The 24,675-nt window shown below is 65.8% G+C and carries 18 protein-coding genes; 11 read left to right on the top strand and 7 right to left on the bottom strand.

Translation table 11 applies throughout. The features are described 5' to 3' along the window. The first annotated feature begins 39 nt into the window (after positions 1 to 39). Positions 40 to 1,599, top strand: a complete 1,560-nt coding sequence (locus BBA01S_RS11810) for a cobyric acid synthase (protein ID WP_174479167.1) — start codon at positions 40 to 42, stop codon at positions 1,597 to 1,599. 4 nt (positions 1,600 to 1,603) lie between these two features. Here BBA01S_RS11810 and BBA01S_RS11805 read toward each other — a convergent pair whose 3' ends face one another. Then, on the bottom strand, positions 1,604 to 2,023 hold the full coding sequence (locus BBA01S_RS11805) for a PaaI family thioesterase (RefSeq protein WP_027816623.1): 420 nt from the start codon (positions 2,021 to 2,023) through the stop codon (positions 1,604 to 1,606). Positions 2,024 to 2,251: 228 nt separating this feature from the next. Here BBA01S_RS11805 and BBA01S_RS11800 point away from each other — a divergent pair, with 228 nt between their 5' ends. After that, complete coding sequence (locus BBA01S_RS11800) at positions 2,252 to 2,878, top strand: ParA family protein (protein ID WP_027816622.1); 627 nt, start codon at positions 2,252 to 2,254, stop codon at positions 2,876 to 2,878. Positions 2,879 to 2,963: 85 nt separating this feature from the next. On the opposite strand, the gene panD is transcribed toward BBA01S_RS11800, so the two are convergent. From panD to BBA01S_RS11780, 4 genes are all read right to left on the bottom strand, one after another. Further along, positions 2,964 to 3,350, bottom strand: coding sequence for an aspartate 1-decarboxylase (gene panD / locus BBA01S_RS11795; RefSeq protein ID WP_027816621.1), 387 nt, complete (start codon positions 3,348 to 3,350; stop codon positions 2,964 to 2,966). A gap of 86 nt (positions 3,351 to 3,436) precedes the next feature. After that, a complete protein-coding gene (gene panC, locus BBA01S_RS11790; protein WP_027816620.1) occupies positions 3,437 to 4,279 on the bottom strand; it encodes a pantoate--beta-alanine ligase in 843 nt (280 codons plus the stop codon). Between the two features lie 312 nt (positions 4,280 to 4,591). Beyond that, positions 4,592 to 5,497, bottom strand: a complete 906-nt coding sequence (locus BBA01S_RS11785) for a segregation and condensation protein A (protein WP_027816619.1) — start codon at positions 5,495 to 5,497, stop codon at positions 4,592 to 4,594. Between the two features lie 32 nt (positions 5,498 to 5,529). Then, positions 5,530 to 5,715, bottom strand: coding sequence for a DUF3460 family protein (locus BBA01S_RS11780; RefSeq protein ID WP_027816618.1), 186 nt, complete (start codon positions 5,713 to 5,715; stop codon positions 5,530 to 5,532). A 564-nt stretch (positions 5,716 to 6,279) separates the two neighbouring features. Between BBA01S_RS11780 and BBA01S_RS11775 the strand changes: the two genes are divergently transcribed. The 7 genes from BBA01S_RS11775 to BBA01S_RS11745 all read left to right on the top strand — a co-directional run bounded on the left by BBA01S_RS11775 (position 6,280) and on the right by BBA01S_RS11745 (position 19,149). Beyond that, entirely contained in the window at positions 6,280 to 7,980 is a 1,701-nt protein-coding gene (locus BBA01S_RS11775; RefSeq protein ID WP_245641488.1) for an autotransporter assembly complex protein TamA, read from the top strand. A 76-nt stretch (positions 7,981 to 8,056) separates the two neighbouring features. Then, entirely contained in the window at positions 8,057 to 12,595 is a 4,539-nt protein-coding gene (locus tag BBA01S_RS40940; RefSeq protein WP_052391731.1) for a translocation/assembly module TamB domain-containing protein, read from the top strand. Positions 12,596 to 12,991: 396 nt separating this feature from the next. After that, on the top strand, positions 12,992 to 13,543 hold the full coding sequence (locus BBA01S_RS11765; protein ID WP_027816616.1) for a fimbrial protein: 552 nt from the start codon (positions 12,992 to 12,994) through the stop codon (positions 13,541 to 13,543). A 169-nt stretch (positions 13,544 to 13,712) separates the two neighbouring features. Then, entirely contained in the window at positions 13,713 to 14,456 is a 744-nt protein-coding gene (locus BBA01S_RS11760) for a fimbria/pilus periplasmic chaperone (protein ID WP_027816615.1), read from the top strand. A gap of 174 nt (positions 14,457 to 14,630) precedes the next feature. Beyond that, positions 14,631 to 17,453, top strand: coding sequence for a fimbria/pilus outer membrane usher protein (locus BBA01S_RS40935; RefSeq protein ID WP_084162080.1), 2,823 nt, complete (start codon positions 14,631 to 14,633; stop codon positions 17,451 to 17,453). A 34-nt stretch (positions 17,454 to 17,487) separates the two neighbouring features. Continuing rightward, positions 17,488 to 18,588, top strand: a complete 1,101-nt coding sequence (locus tag BBA01S_RS11750) for a fimbrial protein (RefSeq protein WP_084162078.1) — start codon at positions 17,488 to 17,490, stop codon at positions 18,586 to 18,588. Between the two features lie 42 nt (positions 18,589 to 18,630). Beyond that, positions 18,631 to 19,149, top strand: a complete 519-nt coding sequence (locus tag BBA01S_RS11745; protein WP_027816613.1) for a fimbrial protein — start codon at positions 18,631 to 18,633, stop codon at positions 19,147 to 19,149. 60 nt (positions 19,150 to 19,209) lie between these two features. On the opposite strand, the gene metG is transcribed toward BBA01S_RS11745, so the two are convergent. Both metG and BBA01S_RS11735 read right to left on the bottom strand, forming a co-directional pair. Further along, positions 19,210 to 21,360: a methionine--tRNA ligase gene (gene metG / locus BBA01S_RS11740; protein ID WP_027816612.1), complete on the bottom strand. Its 2,151-nt coding sequence runs from the start codon at positions 21,358 to 21,360 to the stop codon at positions 19,210 to 19,212. A gap of 485 nt (positions 21,361 to 21,845) precedes the next feature. Then, positions 21,846 to 22,496 (bottom strand): OmpA family protein, encoded by a 651-nt coding sequence (locus BBA01S_RS11735; RefSeq protein ID WP_027816611.1) that lies wholly within the window; start codon positions 22,494 to 22,496, stop codon positions 21,846 to 21,848. Positions 22,497 to 22,778: 282 nt separating this feature from the next. Between BBA01S_RS11735 and apbC the strand changes: the two genes are divergently transcribed. Next, complete coding sequence (apbC, locus tag BBA01S_RS11725) at positions 22,779 to 23,867, top strand: iron-sulfur cluster carrier protein ApbC (RefSeq protein ID WP_027816610.1); 1,089 nt, start codon at positions 22,779 to 22,781, stop codon at positions 23,865 to 23,867. Between the two features lie 208 nt (positions 23,868 to 24,075). Next, positions 24,076 to 24,612 (top strand): superoxide dismutase family protein, encoded by a 537-nt coding sequence (locus BBA01S_RS11720; RefSeq protein ID WP_027816609.1) that lies wholly within the window; start codon positions 24,076 to 24,078, stop codon positions 24,610 to 24,612. Positions 24,613 to 24,675: the final 63 nt, after the last annotated feature.

The following is a 24,675-nucleotide window of genomic DNA, read 5'->3' as shown; positions in this document are numbered from 1 at the left end:
GATGGGATAATGCGCATTCGTCCGAACGATCCAGCCACGATGTCTTCTACCCCGTCCACCCCTTCGCACGCCGTGCCGCGCGGCACGCTCATGATCCAGGGCACTACGTCCGATGCGGGCAAGAGCACGCTTGTTGCGGGCCTGTGCCGCCTCGCGCGGCGCGCGGGCGTGCGCGTGGCGCCGTTCAAGCCGCAGAACATGGCGCTCAACAGCGCCGTGACCGCCGATGGCGGCGAGATCGGCCGGGCCCAGGCGCTCCAGGCGATCGCCGCGGGCATCGCCCCGCACACCGACCTCAACCCGGTGCTGCTCAAACCCAATAGCGACATGGGCTCGCAGGTCATCATCCACGGCCGTGCGCGCATGAACCTCAATGCGCGCGCGTACCAGAGCTACAAGCCGATTGCCCGCGAGGCCGTGCTGGAATCGTACGGGCGGCTGCGCGCGGGCTACGACACCGTGTTCGTCGAAGGCGCGGGCAGTCCCGCCGAGATCAACCTGCGCGCCAACGACATCGCCAACATGGGGTTCGCGGAGGCCGTCGATTGCCCGGTCGTGCTGGTCGCCGATATCGACCGCGGCGGCGTGTTCGCGCACCTGATCGGCACGCTCGCGTGTCTGTCGGACAGCGAGCGCGCGCGCGTAAAGGGCTTCATCATCAACCGTTTTCGCGGCGATCCGTCGCTGCTCAAGCCAGGCCTCGACTGGCTGGAGGCGCAGACCGGCAAGCCGGTGCTGGGCGTGGTGCCGTATCTGCACGGTCTTACGCTCGACGCCGAGGACATGCTGCCGGGCGCCGCGCACACCCACGCCCAGACTGGCGGGCAGGCGCTGCGCGTGGTCGTGCCGGCGCTGCCGCACATCAGCAATCACACGGATTTCGACGCGCTGCGCGTGCATCCCCAGGTCGAATTCAGCTACGTGCGCGCGGGCAATGCGCCGCCCGCTGCCGATCTGGTGATCCTGCCGGGTTCGAAGAACGTGCGCGACGACCTCGCGTGGCTGCGCGCGCAGGGCTGGGACAAGGCGCTGGAGCGGCATCTGCGCTATGGCGGCCGCGTGATCGGCATTTGCGGCGGGATGCAGATGCTAGGGCGCACGATTGCCGATCCGCATGGCGTGGAAGGCGAGCCGGGCGCGACGGCGGGCCTGGGCTGGCTCGACTACGAAACCGAGCTTACGCGCGAGAAGGCGCTGCGCAATGTGACGGGGCGGCTTGTGCTGGGCGGCGCTGACGCTGACGGTGAGGACATGGCGGGCGCGCCGGTGCGCGGCTACGAGATCCACATGGGTGTGACGACGGGCGCGGCGCTGGCCTCGCCCGCGCTGTGCATCGATTCGGTTGAAGGCGAGGCGGAAGATGCGCGCGGCACGGTGCGCGTGGACGGCGCGCAATCGGCGGACGGGCAGATTTTGGCGACCTATCTGCACGGCTTGTTCGACACGCCGCAAGCGTGTGCCGCGCTGCTGGACTGGGCGGGGCTGACAGCGGCCCAGCAGGTGGACTATCCGGCGCTGCGCGAGGCTTCGCTGGAGCGGCTCGCCGATACGCTCGCGGCGAGCCTCGACCTGCCGCGCCTCTATGCCGCGATGAGTTGAAGCGTCAGTACAGCACCATCTGCGTGCAGCGGAACAGGGCAGTGGTCTTGCCATCCGGGCCGGTGACGGTGGCGTCCCAGATCTGCGTGCTGCGGCCCAGGTGCACGCCGGTCGCCACGACGCTCAAGCGCCCCTCGCGCGCGGTGCCGAGGAAGTTGCTCTTGAGCTCGATGGTCGTGAAGTTCTTCGCGCTGGGCGGCAGGTGTGCGAGGCAGCCGTAGCCGCAGGCCGTATCGGCCAGACAGACGACGGTGGCCGCGTGAAGAAAGCCGTTGGGCGCGAGCAGTTCGCTGCGGATATCGAGTTCCGCGCGCAGGATGCCCTGTTCGAGCGCGACGGCGCGAAAGCCGATCAGGTCGGGCAGGCAGCCGCGCTGGCGCTCGCGAAGGAAGTCGAGGGTGATGTCGGGGCGCAGCGTGCTCATGGTGCGACGGTCTCCGTAGGTTCGATTTGATCGGGAATTGATCGGAATACGATCGAAATTTGCGCGGGAGTTTGCAAACCGGAGCTTCGGCCCCGCAGCATTTGCCGATATTATCGGACGGTTGCGCAATCGGCTCGGCCCGACTCCGCATTAAGAACAAGCAACAAAGGATTGGCAGAATCGGCAAACCGGCTGGCCCACGCGCCAGCCATCCTGACGGGAGCATTCATGACGGTGATCGTGGTGGCGAACCCCAAGGGCGGCGTCGGCAAGAGCACGCTGTCCACCAATCTGGCCGGCTATTTCGCGGCGCAAGGCGAGTGGGTCGCGCTCGCCGACCTCGACCGGCAGCAGTCGGCGCACGCCTGGCTCGACCTGCGGCCCGCGGCGCTGCCGGCCATCGAAAGCTGGCAGGTCGACCTCGACCATCCGGCCAAGCCGCCCAAGGGCCTGGAGCACGCGGTGATCGACACGCCCGCGGGCCTGCACGGCAACCGCCTGAACGCGATCGTCGAGCTGGCGGACAAGGTGATCGTGCCGCTGCAGCCGTCGATGTTCGACATTCTCGCGACCAAGGACTTCCTCGACCGGCTTGCCAGGGAAAAGGCGGTGCGCAAGGGCGCCATCAAGGTCGGCGTGGTGGGCATGCGGGTGGACGCGCGCACGCGCTCGGCGGAGCAACTGCAGCGTTTCGTGGAAGGGCTGGAACTGCCCGTGCTGGGCTACCTGCGCGACACGCAGAACTACGTGCAGCTGGCGGCGCACGGGCTCACGATCTGGGACGTCGCGAAGAGCCGCGTGGAGAAAGACCTCGACCAGTGGCAGTCGATTCTGGCCTGGGTGAACGAGAAATAAGGCGCGGGACGTGAAGCGTGAGAACTAAAAAGGGAGCCCGGTGGCTCCCTTTTTTACGACTGGAATGGCTTAAACGCTCAGGCGCTCAAGTCCAGTTCTGGGTCGGCACGTGGTCGCGGCTGCCCTTGATGCGGTTGTTTTCGTCGACGAACACGAGGTCGGGCTTCCAGCCAGCCTTGAGTTCCGCTTCGTCGACGTTCGCGAAGGCGGCGATGATCACCAGGTCGCCCAGTTGCGCGCGGCGCGCGGCCGATCCGTTCAGCGAAATCATGCCGCTGCCGCGCTCGCCCTTGATCGCGTAGGTCGAGAAACGCTCGCCGTTATTGATGTTCCAGATGTCGATGCGCTCGTTTTCGACGATGTTGGCCGCTTCGAGCAGGTTTTCGTCGATTGCGCACGAGCCTTCGTAGTGCAGCTCGCAGTGCGTGACGGCGACGCGGTGGATCTTCGACTTGAGCATGTGGCGTTGCATGGAATGTCTCCTTCAGGCGAGCGGGCGCAAGGCCCGCCGCGGCAATGTCGGTGAAAGCGTGAGCGAGGGCGGCGCGAGAGCCGCGCTCAGATCTCGAGGTTGTCGATCAGGCGCGTGGGGCCGAGCTTGGCGGCGGCCAGCACGACGAGCGGCGCTTCGGCGTCCGCCGCGACGCCCGGCGCCGGCGGCAGCAGGTTCGAGCGCTTGCGGATCGCGATGTAATCGGGCTTCCAGCCGCGCGCGGCAAGCTTCGCCATGGCGTCGAGTTCAAGCTGCTGGAAGTCGCGGCGGCCTGCCAGCACCGACTCGCGGATGCCTTGCAGGGCGGCGGCCAGTTGCGGCGCTTCGGCGCGCTCGCCGTCCGAAAGATAGCGGTTGCGCGAGCTGAGCGCGAGGCCGTCCTGGTCGCGCACGGTTTCGGCGGCGATCACTTCGGTCGGCAGCGCGAACTGCTGGCACATCGCGCGCACGATCATCAGCTGCTGGTAATCCTTCTTGCCGAACACGGCCACGCGCGGCTGCACGCACGACATCAGCTTCATGACGACGGTGCAGACGCCTTCGAAGAAGCCCGGACGGAACTCGCCTTCGAGGATGTCGCCCAGATCGTGCGGCGGGCGCACGCGATATTCCTGCGGCTGCGGGTAGAGGTCGCGCTCGGTGGGCGCGAACAGCACGTAGACGTTTTCCTTCTGCAGCTTCTCGATGTCGGCTTCGAGCGTGCGCGGATACTTGTCGAAATCCTCGTTCGGGCCGAACTGCAGACGGTTGACGAAGATGCTCGCCACGACCGGGTCGCCGTGCTGGCGCGCGAGGCGCATCAGCGAGAGGTGACCTTCGTGCAGATTGCCCATGGTCGGGACGAACGCGGTGCGGTTTTGGCCGCGCAACTGGTCGCGCAGTTCCTGAATCGAGCTGATGACTTTCATGATCGGATGCGTTATGCCTCGCGCGGGGCAAGACGGATTTGCAGCACCCGGCAGGCCCGCTGGGCGTCCGGCCGGATGGCGTGCCCGGCCCTCAGGGGCAGGCGCGGGCGATTGTAGAGGATTTGTGCGTGCCGCGCAGCCGCTCCGGATGGGGGATTATCCTGGACTGTGGTGATGGGGCCGGAGCATGCGCCGCTGCCGCGGAAGCGGCGAAAACGGGGCCATGGCAGGCTGGGCGGGGCGTGCGCCCGATATAAGCCTGCTTAAGCAGGCAACTCGGGTTGGGGCTCAGGTGGGCGCTCAGGCAGTCGCTCAGGTGGGCGAATAAGCAAGGCGCACGTAAATCGGCGCGAACGGTTCGGCCTGGGTGATTTCGAGCAGCGACTCGCGCGCCAGTTCAAGCATGGCGATGAAGTTGACCACGACCACGGGCACGCCGCGCGTCGTATCGAAGAGTTCCGAGAACTCCATGAAGCGCTGGCCTTGCAGCTTGCGCAGGATCACGCTCATGTGCTCGCGCACGGACAGTTCCTCGCGCGAGATCTTGTGGTGCTGCACCAGCTTCGCGCGCTTGATGACGTCCGCCCACGCGGCGCGCAGGTCGTTGCTGTCGACATCGGGAAAGCGCGGCGTGATGCTCTGCTCGATATAGACCTCGGCGCGCAGGAAGTCGCGGCCCAGTTGCGGCAGCTTGTCCAGACGCTGCGCGGCCAGCTTCATCTGCTCGTATTCGAGCAGGCGGCGCACGAGTTCGGCGCGCGGGTCTTCGGCTTCCTCGCCGGTATCGGCCTTCTTGACCGGCAGCAGCATGCGCGACTTGATCTCGATGAGCATGGCCGCCATCAGCAGATATTCGGCGGCGAGTTCGAGATTGGTCTTGCGCAGTTGCTCGACATAGCCGAGGTACTGCGTGGTGACGTCCGCCATCGGGATGTCGAGCACGTTGAAGTTCTGCTTGCGGATCAGGTACAGCAACAGATCGAGCGGGCCTTCGAACGTTTCGAGGAAAACCTCAAGTGCGTCGGGCGGAATGTAGAGGTCTTGCGGGAGCTTGAAGAGCGGCTCGCCGTACAGGCGCGCGAAAGCGACGCCGTCGACCGTGTCGGGCGTCGAATCGGTGGCGGGGGCGGCCAGGGCCTCGTCGGCGCTGGCGGGGGCGGGCGGCGCGCTCGGGTGCGCGTGGGCGCCTGCTTCACCGCCGGTTGGCTCCGCGGCCATCTCGGGCCGTTCGGCGCCGTCGGCTTCGGCCATCAGAAGTTCTGGTAGTAGACGTAGGGCGTCTGCTTGACGCGCGAAGCCTGCTGGCGCTCGCGTTCGTCGAGGTCGATCGGCTGCTTGTCCCACAGCAGCGAGCGGCCCTTGCGCTGCTGCTCTTCGAGTTGCGGCTTCTGCTCTTTGAGCTGGTTCAGGAACTGGGTGATGTCCGACTGATACATGGCTGACGTCCGTCGAGTGGGGCGGCCCGTGCCGTTCAGTCCAGTTGTGGTGTGACTGCTGGCGGCCGCCGGGGATGCCGGGTGATTCCGGTGTTTCTTGTCGGCGGCAATTTTACCGCATGCGCCGCGTGCGGAACATCCAGTCGGGCGACGCGTCGAAGCCGCTTTGGCGCCCGGGGCGGGGACATATCGGCGGGCGCAGGTTGCGTCCGGTTGCAATCTCTTGCACACGTTTGCGCCGCCTCCTGGGGTTTTCACGCGCTGATGTGGTGAAATAACGCGTTTGCGCCCGCCCGGCTCGTCAAGAGCGCAGCAGCGGCAGGCGGCGCGCCCGGTTACCACGAAAGCTGGAGGTTCTGTTTGGCGGGAAGGCGGATTGAAGCAGCACGCGTAGGGCCATGTTTGCGGCAGTCCCGGACGCCGTGGCCGGGCCACGCCGCACGCCTGCTCGCAAGCTTGTCCCGTTCGTCTGCCTCCTTGCGCTGGCGCCTGGCGCTCTGGCTGGCCGCCGGGCTCGCCTTCAGCCTGCTCGGTGCGCAGCCCGCCCGCGCCGCGCTCACCGACCTGCTGCCGTGGTCGCACGGCAAGACCTACTACGACGTCGATATCCAGGCTTCGCCGCGCGAGTTGCGCAAGCTGCTCGAATCCCACCTCGACATCGCGCGCTTCGCCAAACGCGAAGACATCAGCGACGACCAGTTCGAATTCCTCGTTACGGCCACGCCGCAGCAGGTGCGCGACCTGGCGTCCACGGACGGCTACTTCACGCCGGTCGTGCGCACCGACGTCCATACCGACGAAAATGGCCGCCGCGTCGTGCACGTGATGGTGGATCCCGGCCCGCGCACGAAGATCTCGGCGGTGTCGCTGGCCTTCACCGGCCCGGTGCTGACCGAGGATCACGCGCAGGAGAACGCCACGCGCTTCGCTTTTTCGCTGCACGAGGGCGACGCCTTCACGCAGTCCGACTGGGACGGCGCCAAGAACGCGGCGCTGCGCGCGCTGCAATCGCGCCGTTATCTGGGCGCGAAAATCGTCCACTCGGAAGCGCGCGTCGATCCGCTCAAGCACGACGCGAAGCTTTCCGTGACATTCGACAGCGGCCCGACCTTCACGATGGGCGATCTCGACATTTCCGGGCCGCGCCGTTACCCGGAAAAAATCGTCAGCAACGTGAATCCGCTTTCGCCGGGTGAGATCTACGACGTCAACCGCGTGACCGAACTCCAGCGCCAGTTGCAGAACACGCCGTACTACGCGAGCGTGGCGATCGACGTCGACGACAACCTGCAGAAGCCGCTGAATACGCCCGTGCACGTGAAGGTGAGCGAGTACCCCTACAACAATTTCCGTGGCGGCGTGGGTTACTCGACCGATACCGGCGCGCACGTGCAGGGCTCGTACACGTATCTGGACACCTTCGGCGCGGCGTGGCCTTTCCAGGTGTCGGGGCGTCTCGACCAGATCCAGCAGTACGGCCAGATCCAGTTGTCGATGCCGCCCGGGCCGCGCGCGTGGACGAATAGCGCGCTGGTGTCCTACACGACGACGGATGTGTCCGACACCAATATCTACAGCCTGCGCATGGGCGTGCAGCGCACGCGCACCTCGCAGAACATCGATTACGCGTACTCGCTGCTCTACTACCAGGATCGCCTCACGCAAAACGCGGCCGGGCCCACCACGAGCCGTGCGCTGGTGCCCTCGTGGTCGTGGACGCGCCGCAACGTGGACGATCCGCTGTTCCCGCGCTCGGGCAACCTGATCCGCGTCGAGGCGGGTTTTGCGGTCAAGGGCGCGGCCTCGGACGCCACCTTCGTGCGCGGCTACATGCGCGGCCAGCAATACCTGCCGATCGGGCGCAGCGACCTCGTGCTGTTCCGTGCGGAAATGGGCGGCGTATTCACGTCGAGCAGCTCGTCCGACGTGCCTGCGTCGCTGCTGTTCCGCGCCGGCGGCTCGAACTCGGTGCGCGGCTACGGTTTCCAGAGCATCGGTAACGATGTCGACGGCTCGATCCTGCCCGCCAAGTATCTCGTCACGGGATCGGCGGAATACCAGCACTGGTTCAGCCACGACTGGGGTGGCGCGGCCTTCTTCGACGTGGGCACCGCCACCGACACCTGGGGCGAAAAAGTCTTCTATCCGGGCGCGGGGCTTGGCGCACGCTGGCGCAGCCCCGTCGGCCCGGTCAACCTCGATCTGGCCTATGGCTTTCGCGAACGCAGAGTGCGGCCCTATCTGACGCTGGGGATCGCTTTCTGATGACGATGTACGCCACGTTCCTCCGATTCGCGCCGATGGTGCCATTGGTGCCGCTGCCAGCCGCAAGGGGGCGGGCATGAGCGTGCGCGACTGGCTGCGCGGGTGCGTCTTGCCGCCGGCGATGTTCGCCGTGCCGCCGCGTGATGGCGAGGGCGCGACATCGGGCAAGGACGATGGCGGGGGGGATGTCGATGGTGACGGTACGCAGGCAAAGCCGCCCGCGCCAAAGCGCCGTGGCCGCGCGCTGCTGAAAGCGTTCGCGTGGATCTTTGCGACGTTCGCGCTGATTGTCGCCCTCGTGGTGGGGGCGCTTTATGGCGCGCTGACGACCGAGCGCGGCACTGCCTGGGCGTGGCGCGCGGCCGTCAAGGCGCTGGGCGGGCAACTGGCAGGCACGCTCGAAGGCGGTGCGCTGGCGACCGGCGTGCGTCTGCGCAACGTGAGCTGGCATGGCGCTGACGGCACGACCGCCAGCGTCGACCGCGCAAGCGGCCAGTGGAAACTGGAGATCCACAAGAACCGCCCGTGGCGCTTCGTCCTGAGCTATCTGCACGTCGGCGACATCGACTTGCGCATCGTGTCGTCCGGCGAAACGTCCTCTTCGCCGCTGACGCTGCCGAAGGATCTGCGCCTGCCGCTCGCGCTCGATATCCGCGACATTCACGTCGACAGGCTCACGCTGCATCAGGGCGCGAGCGCCACCGAGTTCTCGAACTTCTCTTTCCGTGGCCGTACGGACGGGCAGCATCACGAAGCCGCCATCGAACAGCTCGACACGCCTTACGGCGCGGTGAGCGCGCAGGCGAAGCTCGACGGCGTGCGGCCGTTCGCGCTCTCGGGCACGCTCGGCTACTCGGGCAAGGTCAATAACGAGGACGTGCAGGTGAATGCGAACCTTGGCGGTTCGCTGGAAGCGCTGGGCGCGGATGTGACGGCGAGCGGCATGAAGCTCACCGGCAAGGCTCACCTGGAGGCCGCGCCGTTCGCGGCGGTGCCGCTCAAGCGCGCGACGCTCGCATTCGATCACGTCAATCCGCAGGCGTTCGCGCCGGGTGCGCCGTTCGCCGATCTCGCGCTGCGTGCCGATCTGCAACCGGCAAAAGCGCCGGTCAAGCCGTTTGTGCCTGAGCCGCACGCCATTGCGGCATCAGCGGCATCAGCGGCATCAGCGGCTTCAGCGGCATCGGCTGCGTCCGCGGCTTCGGCTGCGAAGGCGCATGGCGCGTCGGCTGGCGCGCGTGCCGATGCGCTCGCACCTGCCGCATCGGGCGCCAAAGCCACCAGCACCACCAGCACCACGGCCGTCAACGACAACCCCAACGCAGCGGGCTTCACGGTCGCGGGCAGCGTGTCCATCGTCAACGCGAAGCCCGGCGCCATCGACGCGCAATTGCTGCCGCTCATCGACGCGCGCACCGACGTCGTGCTCGACGCCCACACGCAGCGGCTCTCGAACCTCAACGTGCGCGTCGTCAAGAACGCGACGGTCACGGGCGGCGGCGTCATCAGCGGGCGCAATGGCCGCTTCGACCTGAAGGTCGCGAACCTCGATCTCAACGCGATCGAGGCCAGCGTGCGCCCGACCCAGCTAGGCGGCCCGGTCACGGTGCGTCTGGCCGACGACGTGCAGAGCATCACGCTCGACCTGGCCGATCCGAAGGCCGCGCTGCGCGCCCAGGGCAAGGTCACGCTGGATCCGGCCCGCATCTCCTTCAACGATGTGCGCGTGAGCGCGGGCGCGGGCCGCATCGACCTGTCGGGCGCGCTCAAGCATGACGCGAAGTCCAGCTATACGCTCAAGGCAACGCTGACCGATTTCGATCCGCTCTCGCTGCTCTCGCAGGCGCCGGGCAAGAGCGCGGAACACCGCCCGTCCAGCGTGACGCCGCCACCGTCGGGGCCGACCGAGGCACAGCGCAGCGCGCAAAAGAACGCGCTCGACCCCAAACGCAGTCTCGCGCTCAATCCGGCGGCGAACCCCGCGCTCAATCCCGCGCAGTCTAGCGAGCAGGCCGCCGCGCAGAACGTCAAGCGCAATACCGTCCAGACGCCGGCGCTGGCGGCAACCGCGCCCAGGCCCGCCGCCGCGAAGCCCGCGCGCAAACCGGCCACAACGGCCCCGGCACGCCGCATCGAAGCGCGCGTGAACGGCACGCTCACGGCCACCGGCACGCTCGCACCCGAACTGACGGCCAAGGCCGAATTCAAGCTCGGCCCGAGCACCTACGACAATCTCCCACTCAGCGGCGAAGGCCTGGTCCAGCTCGCCGGAATGCGCCTCTTGCCCAGCCGCGCGAATCTTTCGGTGGCGGGCAATACCGTCGATCTGCAAGGCAGTTTCGGCGCGCGCGGCGACCGCCTGCGCTTCAAGGTCGACGCGCCGCAGCTCGACCGGCTGGGCTTTGGCGTGGCGGGTCAGGTCGCGGCAAACGGCGACCTGACCGGCACGATCGCGCATCCCGATGTCGCGCTCGACTACAAGGCCGATCATGTTGTGTTCGGCGACAACCGCCTGGGCCACGCCGAAGGGCACGCGGAACTCCACGACGGCGCGAACGGCGCGCTTGCCTTCAGCGCGGACGCGAGCGGCATCGCGGCAGGCGGCGTCGAGATCGCGACGCTCACCGCCCGCCTCACGGGCACGCGCGCGAAACACGCGCTCACCGCGAGCGCGAAGGGCAAGGTGCAGGGGCAGAGCATCGACGTGCAGCTGGCGGCCAATGGCAAGCTTTCCGAGACGCGCGAAGGCACGCGCTGGGACGGCACCGTCACGCAGTTGCAGAACCGCGGCGCGCCCGACATCGACCTGAAAGCGCCCCTGACCGTCAGCGCGGGGCCGGGCAAGGTGACACTCGGTGCGACGCACCTGACGGCGCTGGGCGCGACGCTCGATCTCAAGGCCTTCGACCTCGACCATGGCCGCATCCGCTCGGCGGGCTCGCTCACGACGGTGTCGCTCGCACGCATCATGCAGTTCCAGCAGCAGCTCACGGGCCAGCCGTCGAATCTCAAGACCGATCTCGTGTTCGACGGCGACTGGGACTTTTCTGTCGGCCCGAGCGCGAGCGGCTATATCCAGCTCAAGCGCCGCTCGGGCGATATCACGGCGGAAATCGGGCGGGGCCTGGCTTCGGTCGGCATCGGCGACCTGAGTGCGCGCGCGGCCTTCAGCGGCGGCAATCGCCTGACCGTCACGGCGCACGCGCAGGCGAGCCGCGTGGGTGTGCTCGACGTCGACGCAAACACGCTGCTCACGCCGCGCGACGGCATGCTCACGATCGGCGAGGACGCGCCGCTGGGCGGCACCATCAAGGCCGATGTGCCTTCGCTGAAAACCACCGGCGGGCTGCTCGGGCCGAGCTACCTGCTCGACGGCCACTTCGCGCTGCAGCTCGCGCTGGGCGGCACGGTCGCGAAGCCGAACCTGTCGGGTTCGCTGATCGGCGACGCTCTGTCGGCCACCCTCGTCGATCAGGGCCTGCAACTGAAGGACGGCGTGGTGCGCGTGATGCTGTCGAAGAACCTCGTCGACTTCCAGCAGGTCGAGTTCCACGGCGGCGACGGCACGCTGCGCGCGAAGGGGCAGGTGCGCCTCGACAGCGAGGAGCCCGATCTCACTGCGAGCATCGTCGCCGACAAGCTCGAACTGTTCGCCGCGCCCGACCGCCATCTTTCGCTCTCGGGCAGCGCGAGCATCGCCAATGGCGGGCACCTGGGCGGCATGATGATCGACGGCAAGTTCACGGTCGATCGCGCGCTGTTCGACATGCCCGAATCGGCCGCGCCGGAACTGGGCGACGACGTCGTGATCGTGCGCCCGGACGGCACCACGCGCGGCGGCACGCCGCCGCCCGCCGTGCAGGCGCAGCAGGCCTCGGACAAGCCCGCGCCGCGTTTCGCGCCGCGCGCCAATATCGACATCAACCTGGGCCGCAACTTCCGCTTCCGCGGCATGGGCGCGGATCTTGGACTGGCCGGCACGATCACGGCGATGAGCGCGCCCGACGTGCCGCTGCGCGCCGTGGGCAACGTGCGCGTGACCGAAGGCTCGACCTACACCGCGTTCGGCCGCAAGCTCAACATCGAGAACGGCTTCTTCACCTTCAACGGGCCGGTGGCGAACCCAGGCATCAACATCCTCGCGATGCGCCGCAACCAGCAGGTCGAGGCGGGCGTGCAGGTGACCGGCACCGTGCAGGCGCCGAATGCGAAGCTCATCTCCGAGCCCAACGTGCCTGATAACGAAAAACTCTCGTGGCTGCTGTTCGGCCACGGCACGGACCAGGGCAATAACGTCGGCCAGCAGAGCGCGATGACGACGGCGCTGGCGCTGCTCGGCAGTGCGAGCGGCAAGCGCATCGCCCAGGAAGTGGGCCTCGACGAGTTCTCGATTGGCCGCAGCGAAGTGGGCCTCACAGATCCGCAGGTCGTGATGCTCGCGAAGGCGATCAACGAATGGCTCGTGATCGGCTACGAGCAGGGCCTGCAGTCGGCCTCGAACGCGGTCAAGGCGACACTCAATCTCACGCGCTACTGGTCGGTGACCGCGTACGGCGGCACGTTCTATGGCGCCGACATTCTCTACACCCGGCGCTTCGACCGGATTCGCTGGTAGGGTTGAAAAGGGGCCGCGCAATGCGGCCCCTGGCACATCAGGCGTGCCAGTGTGTGCTCGCTTCTCCCGCATGCGGGCAGCCGTTTCCGGCAATCCAGCTTGGCCGTGCTCGCGAGCATAGCCTGTCGGAGTTCGCCCTATATTCTTATATTCAAATGTGAATTTTAAGTAAATTCGCAGTGTTTATTTTTATTTTAAGACTTTTCCGATCCTTTATCGCGTACGGGGTTTGCACAATGGACTTTCCCTCGCCTTCAAGGAGGCGCTATGTCGCGACAGTTCATGGCGTCGACGGCGGGGTGGGGTAAGAGTGGACGGCGGCGCACGCAGAAGGCGGTGCGATCAGGCTGATTCTCAATATGGTTTGGTCACCTTGGTGACGCGTTTGGAGCACACATGAAAAAAATCGCACTTCCTCTGATCGCTGCAGTGATGGGCCTGACGGCCGCCGCCGCTCACGCGGCAGGCCCGGTCAGCAACGGTGGCGTGCTGACCATCAATGGCACATTGGTGGCGAATACCTGCACGGTCAGCGGCAACGGTCAGGGCAATAACTTCACGGTCACGCTGCCGAGCATTTCGGCGAGCGAGCTGTCGTCGGCTGGCGCCGTCGCGGGCGCAACGGGCTTCAACATCGCCCTGAGCAACTGCACGCCGGCAACGGGCAACGTGCGCACGTTCTGGGAATACGGCACGAACACGCTGGCTGACGGCAACCTGCTGAACAACGGCACGGCGACCAAGGTGGAAGTCCAGTTGCTCGACTACAACGGTGGCGTAAAGACCATCGAAGTGAGCAAGGCCGACGGCGCGCAGAACTCGCAAGTCGTCGCGATCACCGGCGGCAACGCCAGCCTGCAATACGCAGCGCAATACATTTCGCCGCTTGGCAGCGCGACCGCCGGTAGCGTGACGACCAACGTCACGTACTCGATGTCGTATCAATAAGGCCTTGAAGGCGCAGTAGCGGCCTTCTGGCTGGCTGTTTCGAACCTTATGAATGGACGCTGATGCGCCCGTTCATAAGGATTCTTAAGAATTTGTTTGTCGCGGCTGCGGCTGGCACGCGTCTGTGCAGGGCACGGTGGCCACGAACTCCGCCTTCTGGTTGAGCGTCATGAATATCCGCAAAATCGTTTCTCACGCCGTGGCCGCCGGTCTGCTGGCCGTGGGCGCGTGGCTGCCGTGCGTATCGCAGGCATCGGTGGTGATCGCCGGTACGCGCATCGTCTATAACGCGACGGATAGCGAAGTGACGCTCAAGCTGTCGAACGTCGGCAAGTCGCCGGCGCTCACCCAGGTGTGGCTCGACAAGGGCGATCCCAAGGCCGACCCCAGCACGCTCGATCTGCCGTTCGTGCTCACGCCCCCCCTTGCGCGCATCGACCCCGACAAGTCGCAGACCATCCGCATTGCGTACACGGGCGAGGCGCTGCCCAAGGATCGCGAAACGCTGTTCTGGTTCAACTTGCTCGAAGTGCCGCCCAAGCCGAAAGCCGGCGAGGTGGGCCAGAACTTCGTGCAACTGGCGTTTCGTTCGCGCCTGAAGTTCTTTTTTCGCCCGGCCGGATTGCCGGGCAATGCCGACGATGCGCCGGGCAAGCTGAACTGGCATCTCGGTACCCTCAATGGCAAGCCGGTGCTGGAGGTTGCGAACCCCACGGCCTATCACGTGACGATCATCGAGGCGCATGTCGGCGAGGGCGAGCATGCGCCGAAGTTCGAGGAAGGCAACATGGTGGCGCCGGGCGGCCAGGCGAGCCTGCCGCTCACCGGCGCGCCTGCGGCGAGCGGCAAGGTTTCGTTCACCACGCTCAACGACTATGGTGGGCCGGTCAAGCACGAGTCCGCGCTGAAATAGGCTTCGGTGGCGCGGCCCGGTCACTGCCCTGTGTTTTGAGATTACTTCGTGCTGCGAATGAGTTTTGGCTTGATCGTGGCTGTCGGATACCTGCTTTCCCGTCGAGGTAGTAAGCCCGTTACTGATGACGCAGCGCATCGGTAGGGGCGAACCTACCCCGGAATTCGGCTCAACATGGACAAGTACAAATCTAGATCGTCTTCCAGGTTCCCCCATGCCGATTCGCTGGCCCTGAGCCAGGCCAGCGTCGCTGTGCTGCTCGCCTTCATGGCGTCGCATGCGAAGGCAGATGGCGCGGCGGAACTGGCTGCCGCACAGTCGGGACTGACGCTGGCGCAAGAGCCTGCGCAGGAAGTCCTGCCGGCGCCCTCGTCGGTGGCGCCAACCCGCAACGCCGAGTCCGCGTCGAACGTCGCGGTCGGCAATGTCGCGCTGTCCGCTTCCGGCAACGCACTCACGCCGACCGCGCCCATCGGGCTCCTGCCGTTGAGCGTGACCGGGCCGTTGCCAGCCGCGCCGGAGCCGGCAACCAAAGTCGAACCTGCCGCCGTCGAACCCACCGCCGTCGAATTCAACTCGCAATTCCTGAGCGGATCGGGCGCGTCGAAAATCGACATCAGCCGTTTCGACAAGGGCAACGTAGCGGCGGCGGGGCAGTATCGCACCGCGCTCTACGTGAACGGCGTGTGGATCGGCATGACCGACGTGACCTTGCGCGAGGCCGGTGGTGCCGGCCATGGCGCGCAGCCGTTGTTCGATGGCGATTTGTTGCAGCGCGCGGGCGTGGACGTGATGCGTCTTCCCGATGCAGCGCGCGCAAAGCTCGATGCGGCGAATCACGCCGGTGCGTTCCTGTCCGACCTGATCCCGCAGGCGAGCGCCACCTTCGACATGGGTGAACAGCGCCTCGACCTGAGCATCCCGCAGGCGGCGCTGAGCCGCAACGCGCGTGGCTGGGTCGATCCGAAGTTCTGGGACGACGGCGTGCCGGCGGCCACGTTCCAGTACAACGCCAATGTCTACCACACGGAAGGCAGCGGGTTGTCGACCACCCAGGGCTATCTGGGCATGATCGCGGGCGCGAACCTGGGCGCATGGCGCTTTCGCTACAACGGCAACGTCACCACTTCGAACGGCGGCGGTACGCACTTGCAGAGCATGCAGACGTATCTGCAGCGCTCGTTCACGCCGATCAAGAGCCAGCTGACGCTGGGCGATTCCTATACCGACGGCGCGGTCTTCGATTCGTTCGGCGTGCGCGGCGGCCAGATCGCCACCGACGACCGTATGTATCCGGATTCGCAGCGCGGTTACGCGCCGACCGTCCGCGGCATCGCGAACAGCAACGCGCATGTGGTGGTGCGCCAGAACGGCAACATCATCTACGAGACCACGGTTGCACCGGGGCCGTTCGAGTTCAACGATCTCTATCCGACGGGCTATGGCGGCGACCTTCAGGTGGTCGTGACCGAAGCTGACGGCAGCCAGCACGTTTCGGTGGTGCCGTATGCCGCGCCGGTGAATGCGCTGCGTGCGGGCCGCTGGCGCTACAACATCGCGGCGGGCCAGTACCGCAATACGAGCCTCAACAGCCATCCGTTCGTGTTCGAGGCCAGCGTACAGCACGGCCTGAACAACCTGATCACGCTATACGGCGGCACGATCGCGGGGCAGGACTATTTTTCCGCGGCGGCGGGCGCGGCGCTCAATACGCCGATCGGCGCGTTCTCGGCGGACGTGACCCAGGCCAACAGCAATATTCCCCATGCACCGAGCCGCAACGGCCAGAGCCTGCGGCTGTCGTACTCGCGCCTGATTGAGCCGACCAACACCAATCTCACGCTGGCGGCGTATCGCTATTCGACGAGCGGCTTCCTGAGCTATGCGGACGCCATGGCGTTGCGGGACGCCGGGCTGAATGGCACGGCGTTCGTCAACAACAGCGTGCAGAAGGGCCGTTTGCAGCTCACGGTGAACCAGAGCCTGGGCGACTGGGGCTCGCTCTATGCATCGGGCTTCACGCAGAACTACTGGAACAAGGGCGGGCGCGACACCTCGTACCAGGTGGGCTACAACACGAATATTCGCCGTGTTGGCGTGGGCGTGTCGGCTTCGCGCGAAATCGACGTGGGCACCGCGCGCTGGGACAACCGCGTGATGCTGAACCTGAATATCCCGCTGGATATCGGCTCGAAGACCCTGAACACGACGACGAGCTACACCCACGATTCGCTCAATCGCACCGACCAGGTCCAGGAAACCTTCACGGGTACGGCGGGCAAGGACAACGCCTTCAACTACGGCGTCACCGCGGGCTACACGAGCAACACCAGCAATGGCGCAAGCATCAATGCCAACGCGGGCTATCTCGCGCCGTTCACGCAGCTTCGCGCCAACGCGGGCACGGGCAACGGCTACACCCAGGCGGGTGCGGGCATCGCCGGCACGGTCATCGCCTTCCCCGGCGGGGTCGCGCTCACGTCGCAGACGGGCGACACGTTCGCGGTCATCGACGCGAAGGATGCCGTGGGGGCGCGCGTGGCGACTTCGCCTGGCGTGCGCGTCGATACGCAAGGTCATGCGGCGATCGCGGGCATGCGTCCCTACACGCTGAACAACGTGGAAATCGACACGATGGGCCTGCCGATGGGCGTGCAACTCAAGAGCACCGAGCAGCATTTCGCGCCGACGGCGGGCGCCGTGGTGAAGGTGAAGTTCGACACCGTGAATCGCGGCCAGGCCGTGGTGATGCGCGTGCGCCGTCTGGGCGGCGACGCCGTGCCGTTCGGTGCGGACGTGCTCGATGCGCAGGGCAACAACGTTGGCACGGTGAGTCAGGGCAGCCGCGCGATGTTCTACAGCAAGTCGGCGGGCGGCGATCTCACGGTGAAGTGGGGCGAGGGTGTCGGGCAGAGCTGCAAGCTGCGCTATTCGCTGCCCGTCGCGGTCAAGGGCAAGCCGGCGGAGACGGTGTTTGCCGACGCGGCGTGTCAGTGAACCCAGAGGTAAAGCAAATAGACGTCGGCAACGCATGCGAATGCACATGCCAGCTGCCGGCGGAATATCAATGCGGACGTTCAATACTATGTTTTCTACCAGACCCAATCCGAACCGGCATATGAGCCTGCTGCTGCTCTGCCTGGTCCAGGTGCTATCGCTGCTTTTGTGCGGGCGTGCATTTGCCGGGTGTTCTTCAGGTGGCGGGCAAAGCTTTACGTTGACGCTACCCGCCAGCGTTTCCGTGCCCAGGGATGCGCCCGTTGGATCGCTGCTGACGAATTGGGTTACTTCTCCGGCATCGTCGAATCTCTGGAACTGCTCATCGTCCGGGGGGATCCTGGGCGTGGGGATTCAGCTGGGGCCGAATGTTGGCGCGTCTACCGGGCTGACCTACACCTACACCGTCTACAAAACGAATGTCGCCGGCGTCGGGATCGTCGTCGCGGGCAGGACATATACCGCGAACGCCGGCTGGTACGGATGGTTCGGGCCGTATGGCGGCAAGGCCTATACAGGCATGACCGCCACATGGTCGATGGGCGCCCAGGTACAGGTCGCACTCGTCAAGTCGGGCACGGTCTCGGTGGGCGGCACGGTTTCGGGGGGCGTCGTCGCCCAGGCTTTTCCGAACTCGGACGGCCCGTTATATAACCTGATCGATTCCTACGTGATTACGCCGGTCAATATCGTGCCGCTGACCTGCACGACGCCTGACGTCAGTATCCCGATGGGCACGTTCGTGCCGGCGGACTTCCCCGCAGTGGGTTCGCTTTCACCGCGGCCGGCGTCGTTTAACGTCCAGATCCTCAACTGTCCGGCAGGCACGGCCGTTTCGGGCACGCAGGCGGGCCAACTGCATAGCATCCAGTATCGGATCGACCCGACGGGCGGCACTGTGGCGACGAATGTTGCCGCGCTGAACGGGAGTCCTTCGGCGAGCGGCGTCGGCATCCAGTTGTTCAATGCATCGGGCGGTGTATTTCCGCTTGCGTCGCTGCAGACGCTGAGCGGCTTTAGCCCCACGGCTGGCGGAGACTACACGGTGCCGCTCACGGCGCGCTATTACCGGACGGGCACGATCACGCCCGGCCCCGCCAACGCAACGATGACGCTGACGGTCTCGTATCAGTAAGCCGGCCACCCGTGACGCATCTACAAGGGAACGACATTCACCATGCACAAGCTCACAACAGCCGTGGCCATCCTCGCGTCGGTGGCGACGACAGGGGCATTCGCCGCGGACGCCACGCTGACTTTCAGCGGTACGATCCTGCCGGCGTCATGTACGATCGACAGCACGACGGCCAACCAGACCATCAATCTCGGCTCGGCATCGGTTGCTGACTTTCCCGCCGTCGGCGCGACGAAGAACCCCCAGGCGTTCAATATGCAATTGACCGATTGCACGACGAGCGCCAAGGTGTCGATGAACGTGGCTGGCACGATGGACACTGTGGCAAGCGTGCTCAAGAACACCGGCACGGCGACGCAGATAGGCGTGCAGCTGCTGCAGGCCAGCGCCGTCGGCGCGACGACGGGCACGCCGATTACGCTCAATAGCGCGATCAATCTCGGCACGGTGGACGCGACCAATTCAATGACGATTCCGATGGTCGCGCAGTTGTACCGGATCGGCGCGATGACGGCCGGCTCGATTACGACGACCGCCACGGTGAATTTCACGTACAACTGATGCACAAAAAAAAGCACACCGCGTGGTGTGCTTTTTTGTTGCTGATGTCGCCTTGCTGCCTTAGCGCACGCGCATGCCCGGCTTCGCGCCGCTGTGCGGTTCAAGGATGTAGAGGCCCGGTTCGGCCTTCTCGTCCTTAGCCGATGCCGCGAGCACCATGCCTTCCGACATGCCGAACTTCATCTTGCGCGGCGCGAGGTTCGCGACCATCACCGTGAGCTTGCCCTTGAGGTCTTCCGGCTTGTAGGCCGAACGGATGCCCGAGAACACGTTGCGGGTCTTTTCCTCGCCCACGTCGAGCGTGAGTTGCAGCAGCTTGTCCGAGCCTTCGACGATATTGCAGTCGACGATCAGCGCCACGCGCAGGTCGATCTTCGCGAAGTCGTCGATGGAGATGACTTCGGGCGTTTCAGGCTCTGCGGCGGCCTTCTTCGCTTCCTTCGAGGCCTTCGACTTCTTGTTCGCATCGGCTGCGGCAGCGGCGCCCGCATCGGTCGCCTGCAGCGAATCGCGGTTGGCGGCCAGCAGCGCTTCGATCTGCTTCGGATCGACGCGCGTCATCAGGTGCTTGTACGCATTGATCGGCTGTTGCGACGAGAGCGCGCGGCCCGCATCGGCCCACGTGAGCGGCGCGATGGCGAGGAACTGCTCGACGCCTTCGGCCAGTTGCGGCAGCACCGGCTTGAGCGCGAGCGAGAGCAGACGGAATGCTTCCAGGCTCACGCTGCACGTCTCATGCAGCGCGACGGCGTTGGCCGGATCCTTGGCCTGTTCCCACGGCTTGGCCGTATCGACGTAGCCATTGACCGCATCGGCGAGTTCCATCGTCTGGCGCAGCGCGCGGCTGTACTCGCGGGCTTCGTAGTGCGCGGCGATCTGCGGGATCGCGGCGCGCATCTGCTCCAGCAGCGGATGGTTCATCGCGCTGTCCTGCACGCGGCCTTCGAAGCGCTTGATCAGGAAGCCCGCTGCACGGCTGGCGATGTTGATGTACTTGCCGACGAGGTCGCTGTTCACGCGCGCCTGGAAGTCGTCGAGGCTCAGGTCGAGGTCTTCCATCGTGCTGTTGAGCTTCGCGGCGAAGTAGTAGCGCAGCCACTCGGGGTTCAGGCCCGTCGTGACGTAGCTTTCCGCCGTGATGAAGGTGCCGCGCGACTTCGACATCTTCGCGCCGTCCACCGTGAGGAAGCCGTGCGCGAACACGTTGGTCGGCGTGCGATGGCCCGAGAATTCGAGCATCGCCGGCCAGAACAGCGTGTGGAAGTACAGGATGTCCTTGCCGATGAAGTGGTACTGCTCGGTCTTCGAGCCGGGCTTCACCCAGGCGTCGAAGTCGATGCCGCGCTTTTCGGCGAGGTTCTTGAAGCTCGCGTAGTAGCCCACCGGCGCGTCCAGCCACACATAGAAGTACTTGCCCGGCGCGCCCGGGATCTCAAAGCCGAAGTAGGGCGCATCGCGCGAGATGTCCCAGTCGGCGAGCTTCGATTCGCCCGCGTCGCCGAGCCACTCGCGCATCTTGTTGGTCGCTTCCGGCTGTGCGAGGCCTGCCACCCAGCCGCGCAGGAACTGCTCGCAGCGCGGGTCGGAAAGGCGGAAGAAGTGGTGCGTCGAGGTCTTGCGGATCGGCGTCGCGCCCGAGACCACCGAGTACGGGTTCTTCAGGTCGGTGGGGGCGTAGGTCGCGCCGCACACTTCGCAGTTGTCGCCGTACTGGTCTTTCGCGCCGCACTTCGGGCATTCGCCCTTGATGAAGCGATCCGGCAGGAACATGTTCTTGACCGGATCGTAGGCCTGCTCGATGTCGCGCGTCTCAATCAGGCCCGCTTCCTTGAGCGCCAGGTACACCGATTCCGAGAGCACGCGGTTCTCGTCCGAATCGGTCGAATAGTAGTTGTCGAAGGAAATGCCGAAGCTGTCGAAGTCGCGCTTATGCTCCTGCCAGACGCGCGCGATCAGTTGCTGCGGCGTAAGGCCTTCCTTCTCGGCGCGCAACATGATGGGCGTGCCGTGGGTATCGTCGGCACCGACGTAGTAGACCTCGTGGCCATGCATTCGCAGCGCGCGAACCCAGATGTCCGTCTGGATGTATTCGACCAGATGACCAATGTGGATCTGGCCGTTCGCATACGGCAGGGCAGACGTGACGAGAATCTGGCGGCCGCTCTGAACGCTGGAGGCGCCGGCGGCGAGGTCGGTGGCGGGTGCTGACATAAGTGGTTGGACGTCCGATGTTGCGGGGGGAAACGGCGATTTTAGCAGGGCGGGGGCGCGACGCGTCCGGGCCCCGGCGCGCCGTGGCGACGGCGCAGGGCAATGCCTGCTGGATCGAAATGCGATTGCGGCGCGGCTTTCACGCTGGATTCGCACGCGATTCCCACGAGAGGCGCGCAAATCGCGGGCAAAAAAAACCGGGGCAGGATGGCCCCGGAGCAACAACGACAAGAGGAGAATGGTGACGCGGCGGCATGACCGCACACGTACCGTAAAGACAGACCGCGCCATTTCACGAGAGTTCGAAATTTTTTTCGATTCCCGGCGAAGGCCATGCGGCAAGGCGTTGAAGAACGATGCGGCACGCTTCAAATGCCAACTTCAAACGCAAACGGGACGGCGTTGCAGCCGTCCCGTTTGTTCTGTCTGTCCTGTCGCTGTTTTATCCGGTGCCTGCATTGGCAGGCGACCGGATATCGCCGCGCTTACTGCTGATGCTGCGAGGTTGCGCGCAGGTAGATTTCCACGCGGCGGTTGGCGGTGCGGCCCGCTTCCGTGCTGTTGTCGGCGATCGGCTGGGTGTCGCCACGGCCTTCGGCTGCCATGCGCTGCATCGGGATGCCGCGGCCGGCCAGGTAGTTGACCACGCTCTGTGCGCGGTTGACCGACAGCGTCTGGTTGTACGCCGGCTGGCCGGTGTTATCCGTATGGCCGACCACTTGCGCGACGACTTCCGGGTTCTGCTGCAGCGTCTGCGCGACCTGGTCGAGCACCGGCGCGAACGACGGCTTGATCGCGTAGCTGTTGGTGTCGAAGGTCACGTTGCTCGGGATGTTGAGCTTGAGCGAGCCGTCCGGCTGCTCGGTGATCTGCGTGCCGGTGCCCTTGGTGGCGCCCGACAGCTTGTTGTGGATCGCCTGCCAGTTGTAGCCGGTGATGCCGCCGACCAGCGCGCCTGCACCAGCGCCGATCGCCGCGCCCTTGCCGCCGCCGAAGATCGCGCCGATCGCGGCGCCCGTACCTGCACCGACGCCGGTGCCGACGGCCGTGTTCGTGCCTTGCTGGGTCGCGCAGCCTGCAACGAGCGCGCCTGCTACGGCGAAGACGGAAAGGCGGGTCAAGATTCTTGTGTTCATTTTCAATCCTCTCTTGAGTGAAACGGGAAGGCTGCGTTGTGCCGTTCGGCGGCCCCGACTGGGTTCAGGGTCATAGGACGGCGCACGGCGGCAGCTACTACAATGACGGCTTGAGCGCCTCGAAAAGGCGCCGGCCTGGCGCGAAAAAGCTGTTGCCGCGAAGCGTGCCCTGCCGCAGGAATTTGCGCAATCCAGCTTAACAATTTCTTTCGATTTACGGCGTCTAGGCGGCACCTCATGGGCCGCCCGCAACGCCGGGTCGTTTATCCCCACGGAGTTTCAATGAGCATTGATCGGGCATTGGTGGACGCCGCGCTGGCGGCCCTCACGGATCCGAACACCGGCCGTCCCTACACGAACGCCAAGGGCGTGCGCAACGTCGCGATCGACGGCGAAACGGTTGACGTCGAGATCGTGCTCGGCTACCCGGCAAAGAGCCAGTACGACGCGATTCGCACGCAGGTCGAGGCCGCGCTTGCCGCGGTGCCCGGCGTGAAGGCGAGCCGTGTGAACGTGCGCTTCGAGGTCACCGCGCATACGGTGCAGCGCGGCGTGAAACTGCTGCCGAACGTAAAGAACATCGTCGCCGTGGCTTCGGGCAAGGGCGGCGTCGGCAAGAGCACGACGGCGGTGAACCTGGCGCTCGCGCTGGCGGCCGAAGGCGCGTCGGTGGGCGTGCTCGACGCCGATATCTACGGCCCGTCGCTGCCGATGATGCTGGGCATCGAGGGTCGCCCCGAATCCCCCGACGGCCAGTCGATGAACCCGCTCGAAGGCCACGGCGTGCAGGCCAACTCGATCGGCTTCCTGGTCGACCAGGACAACCCGATGGTCTGGCGCGGCCCGATGGCGACCTCCGCGCTCGAACAGCTGCTGCGGCAGACGAACTGGCGCGAACTCGACTATCTGGTGGTCGACATGCCGCCGGGCACGGGCGACATCCAGCTCACGCTCTCGCAGCGCGTGCCGGTGACGGGCGCCGTGATCGTGACGACGCCGCAGGACATTGCGCTGCTCGACGCGAAGAAGGGCCTCAAGATGTTCGAGAAGGTGGGCATCCCGATTCTCGGCATCGTCGAGAACATGGCCGTGCACGTCTGCACGAACTGCGGTCACGCCGAACATATCTTCGGCGCGGGCGGCGGCGAGCGCATGGGCAAGGAGTATGGCGTCGAGGTGCTCGGCAGCCTGCCGCTCGATATCTCGATTCGCGAGCAGGCCGATTCGGGCGCGCCGACGGTCGTGGCCGCACCCGACAGCGCCGTGGCGAACACCTACAAGGCCATCGCACGCCGCGTGGCGATCCAGATTGCCGAGCGCTCGCGCGACATGAGCTCGAAATTCCCGACCATCGTCGTGCAGAACACCTGAGTCTCGCCGGCCTGCGTTTTACCGCCCGTTACGCGGTTTGGGTGGCATGCCGCGTGCGCCTTGCATGTCAAGGCTCGCGGCGTGCGCGTTTGCGCGCATAACGGGGCCACACAAGGCCCGCGAGGGCGCGCCTGCGCGGTATCATGTGGGATTGATGGGTTCGGATCGACAGCCGCACGGGGCGGCTGCTCGCCGGCAAGAGGAACGCATGGTTAAAGGAAACGACAGGCAGGCGGGAAACGCAGTCCTGGTGGCCGTGGCTACGTGCATGCTGCTGGGTGGCTGCACGAGCTTCATGGGCCAGCAGGACAAGCGTGCGGGCACGCAGTTGCAGCCCACCGTCGGCAATCAGGTGCGCGGCACCGTGTCGTTCGTCGAGCATTCGGACGGCGTCCAGGTGAGCTACAACCTCGCCGGTCTGCCGCCCGATTCCGACCATGCCTTGCAGGTGCACGAGCGCGGCGATTGCAACGCGACCGACGCGTCCAGCGCGGGCGCGGTCTTCGCACCCGCGGCCGAACGTCTGAAGCCCGGCGCGCGGGTCGCGGGCGACCTCGGCAATATTCATGCGGATTCCAATGGCGTGGCCACCGGCTTTCTCGTCGCGACGGACGTGTCGCTCGACGGCGTGCGCTCGGTGCTGCAGCGCGCGGTGATCGTGCATCACGACGCGATCGACCCGTACGCCTACCCGCAGCGCGGCACCGGCGCCGCGCTCGCGTGTGGCGTGATCAAGGTGCAATAGGTATCGCGGGCTGGGCGTCACTGCACAGCAGGAAGTCCCGTAAGCCGCCTGCAACAGGGCGTT

Source organism: Paraburkholderia bannensis NBRC 103871, assembly GCF_000685015.1.
Classification (GTDB): Bacteria; Pseudomonadota; Gammaproteobacteria; order Burkholderiales; family Burkholderiaceae; genus Paraburkholderia; species Paraburkholderia bannensis.
The sequence above is the reverse complement of the archived record's forward strand: the minus strand, read 5'-3'. Positions and strand labels throughout refer to the sequence as shown.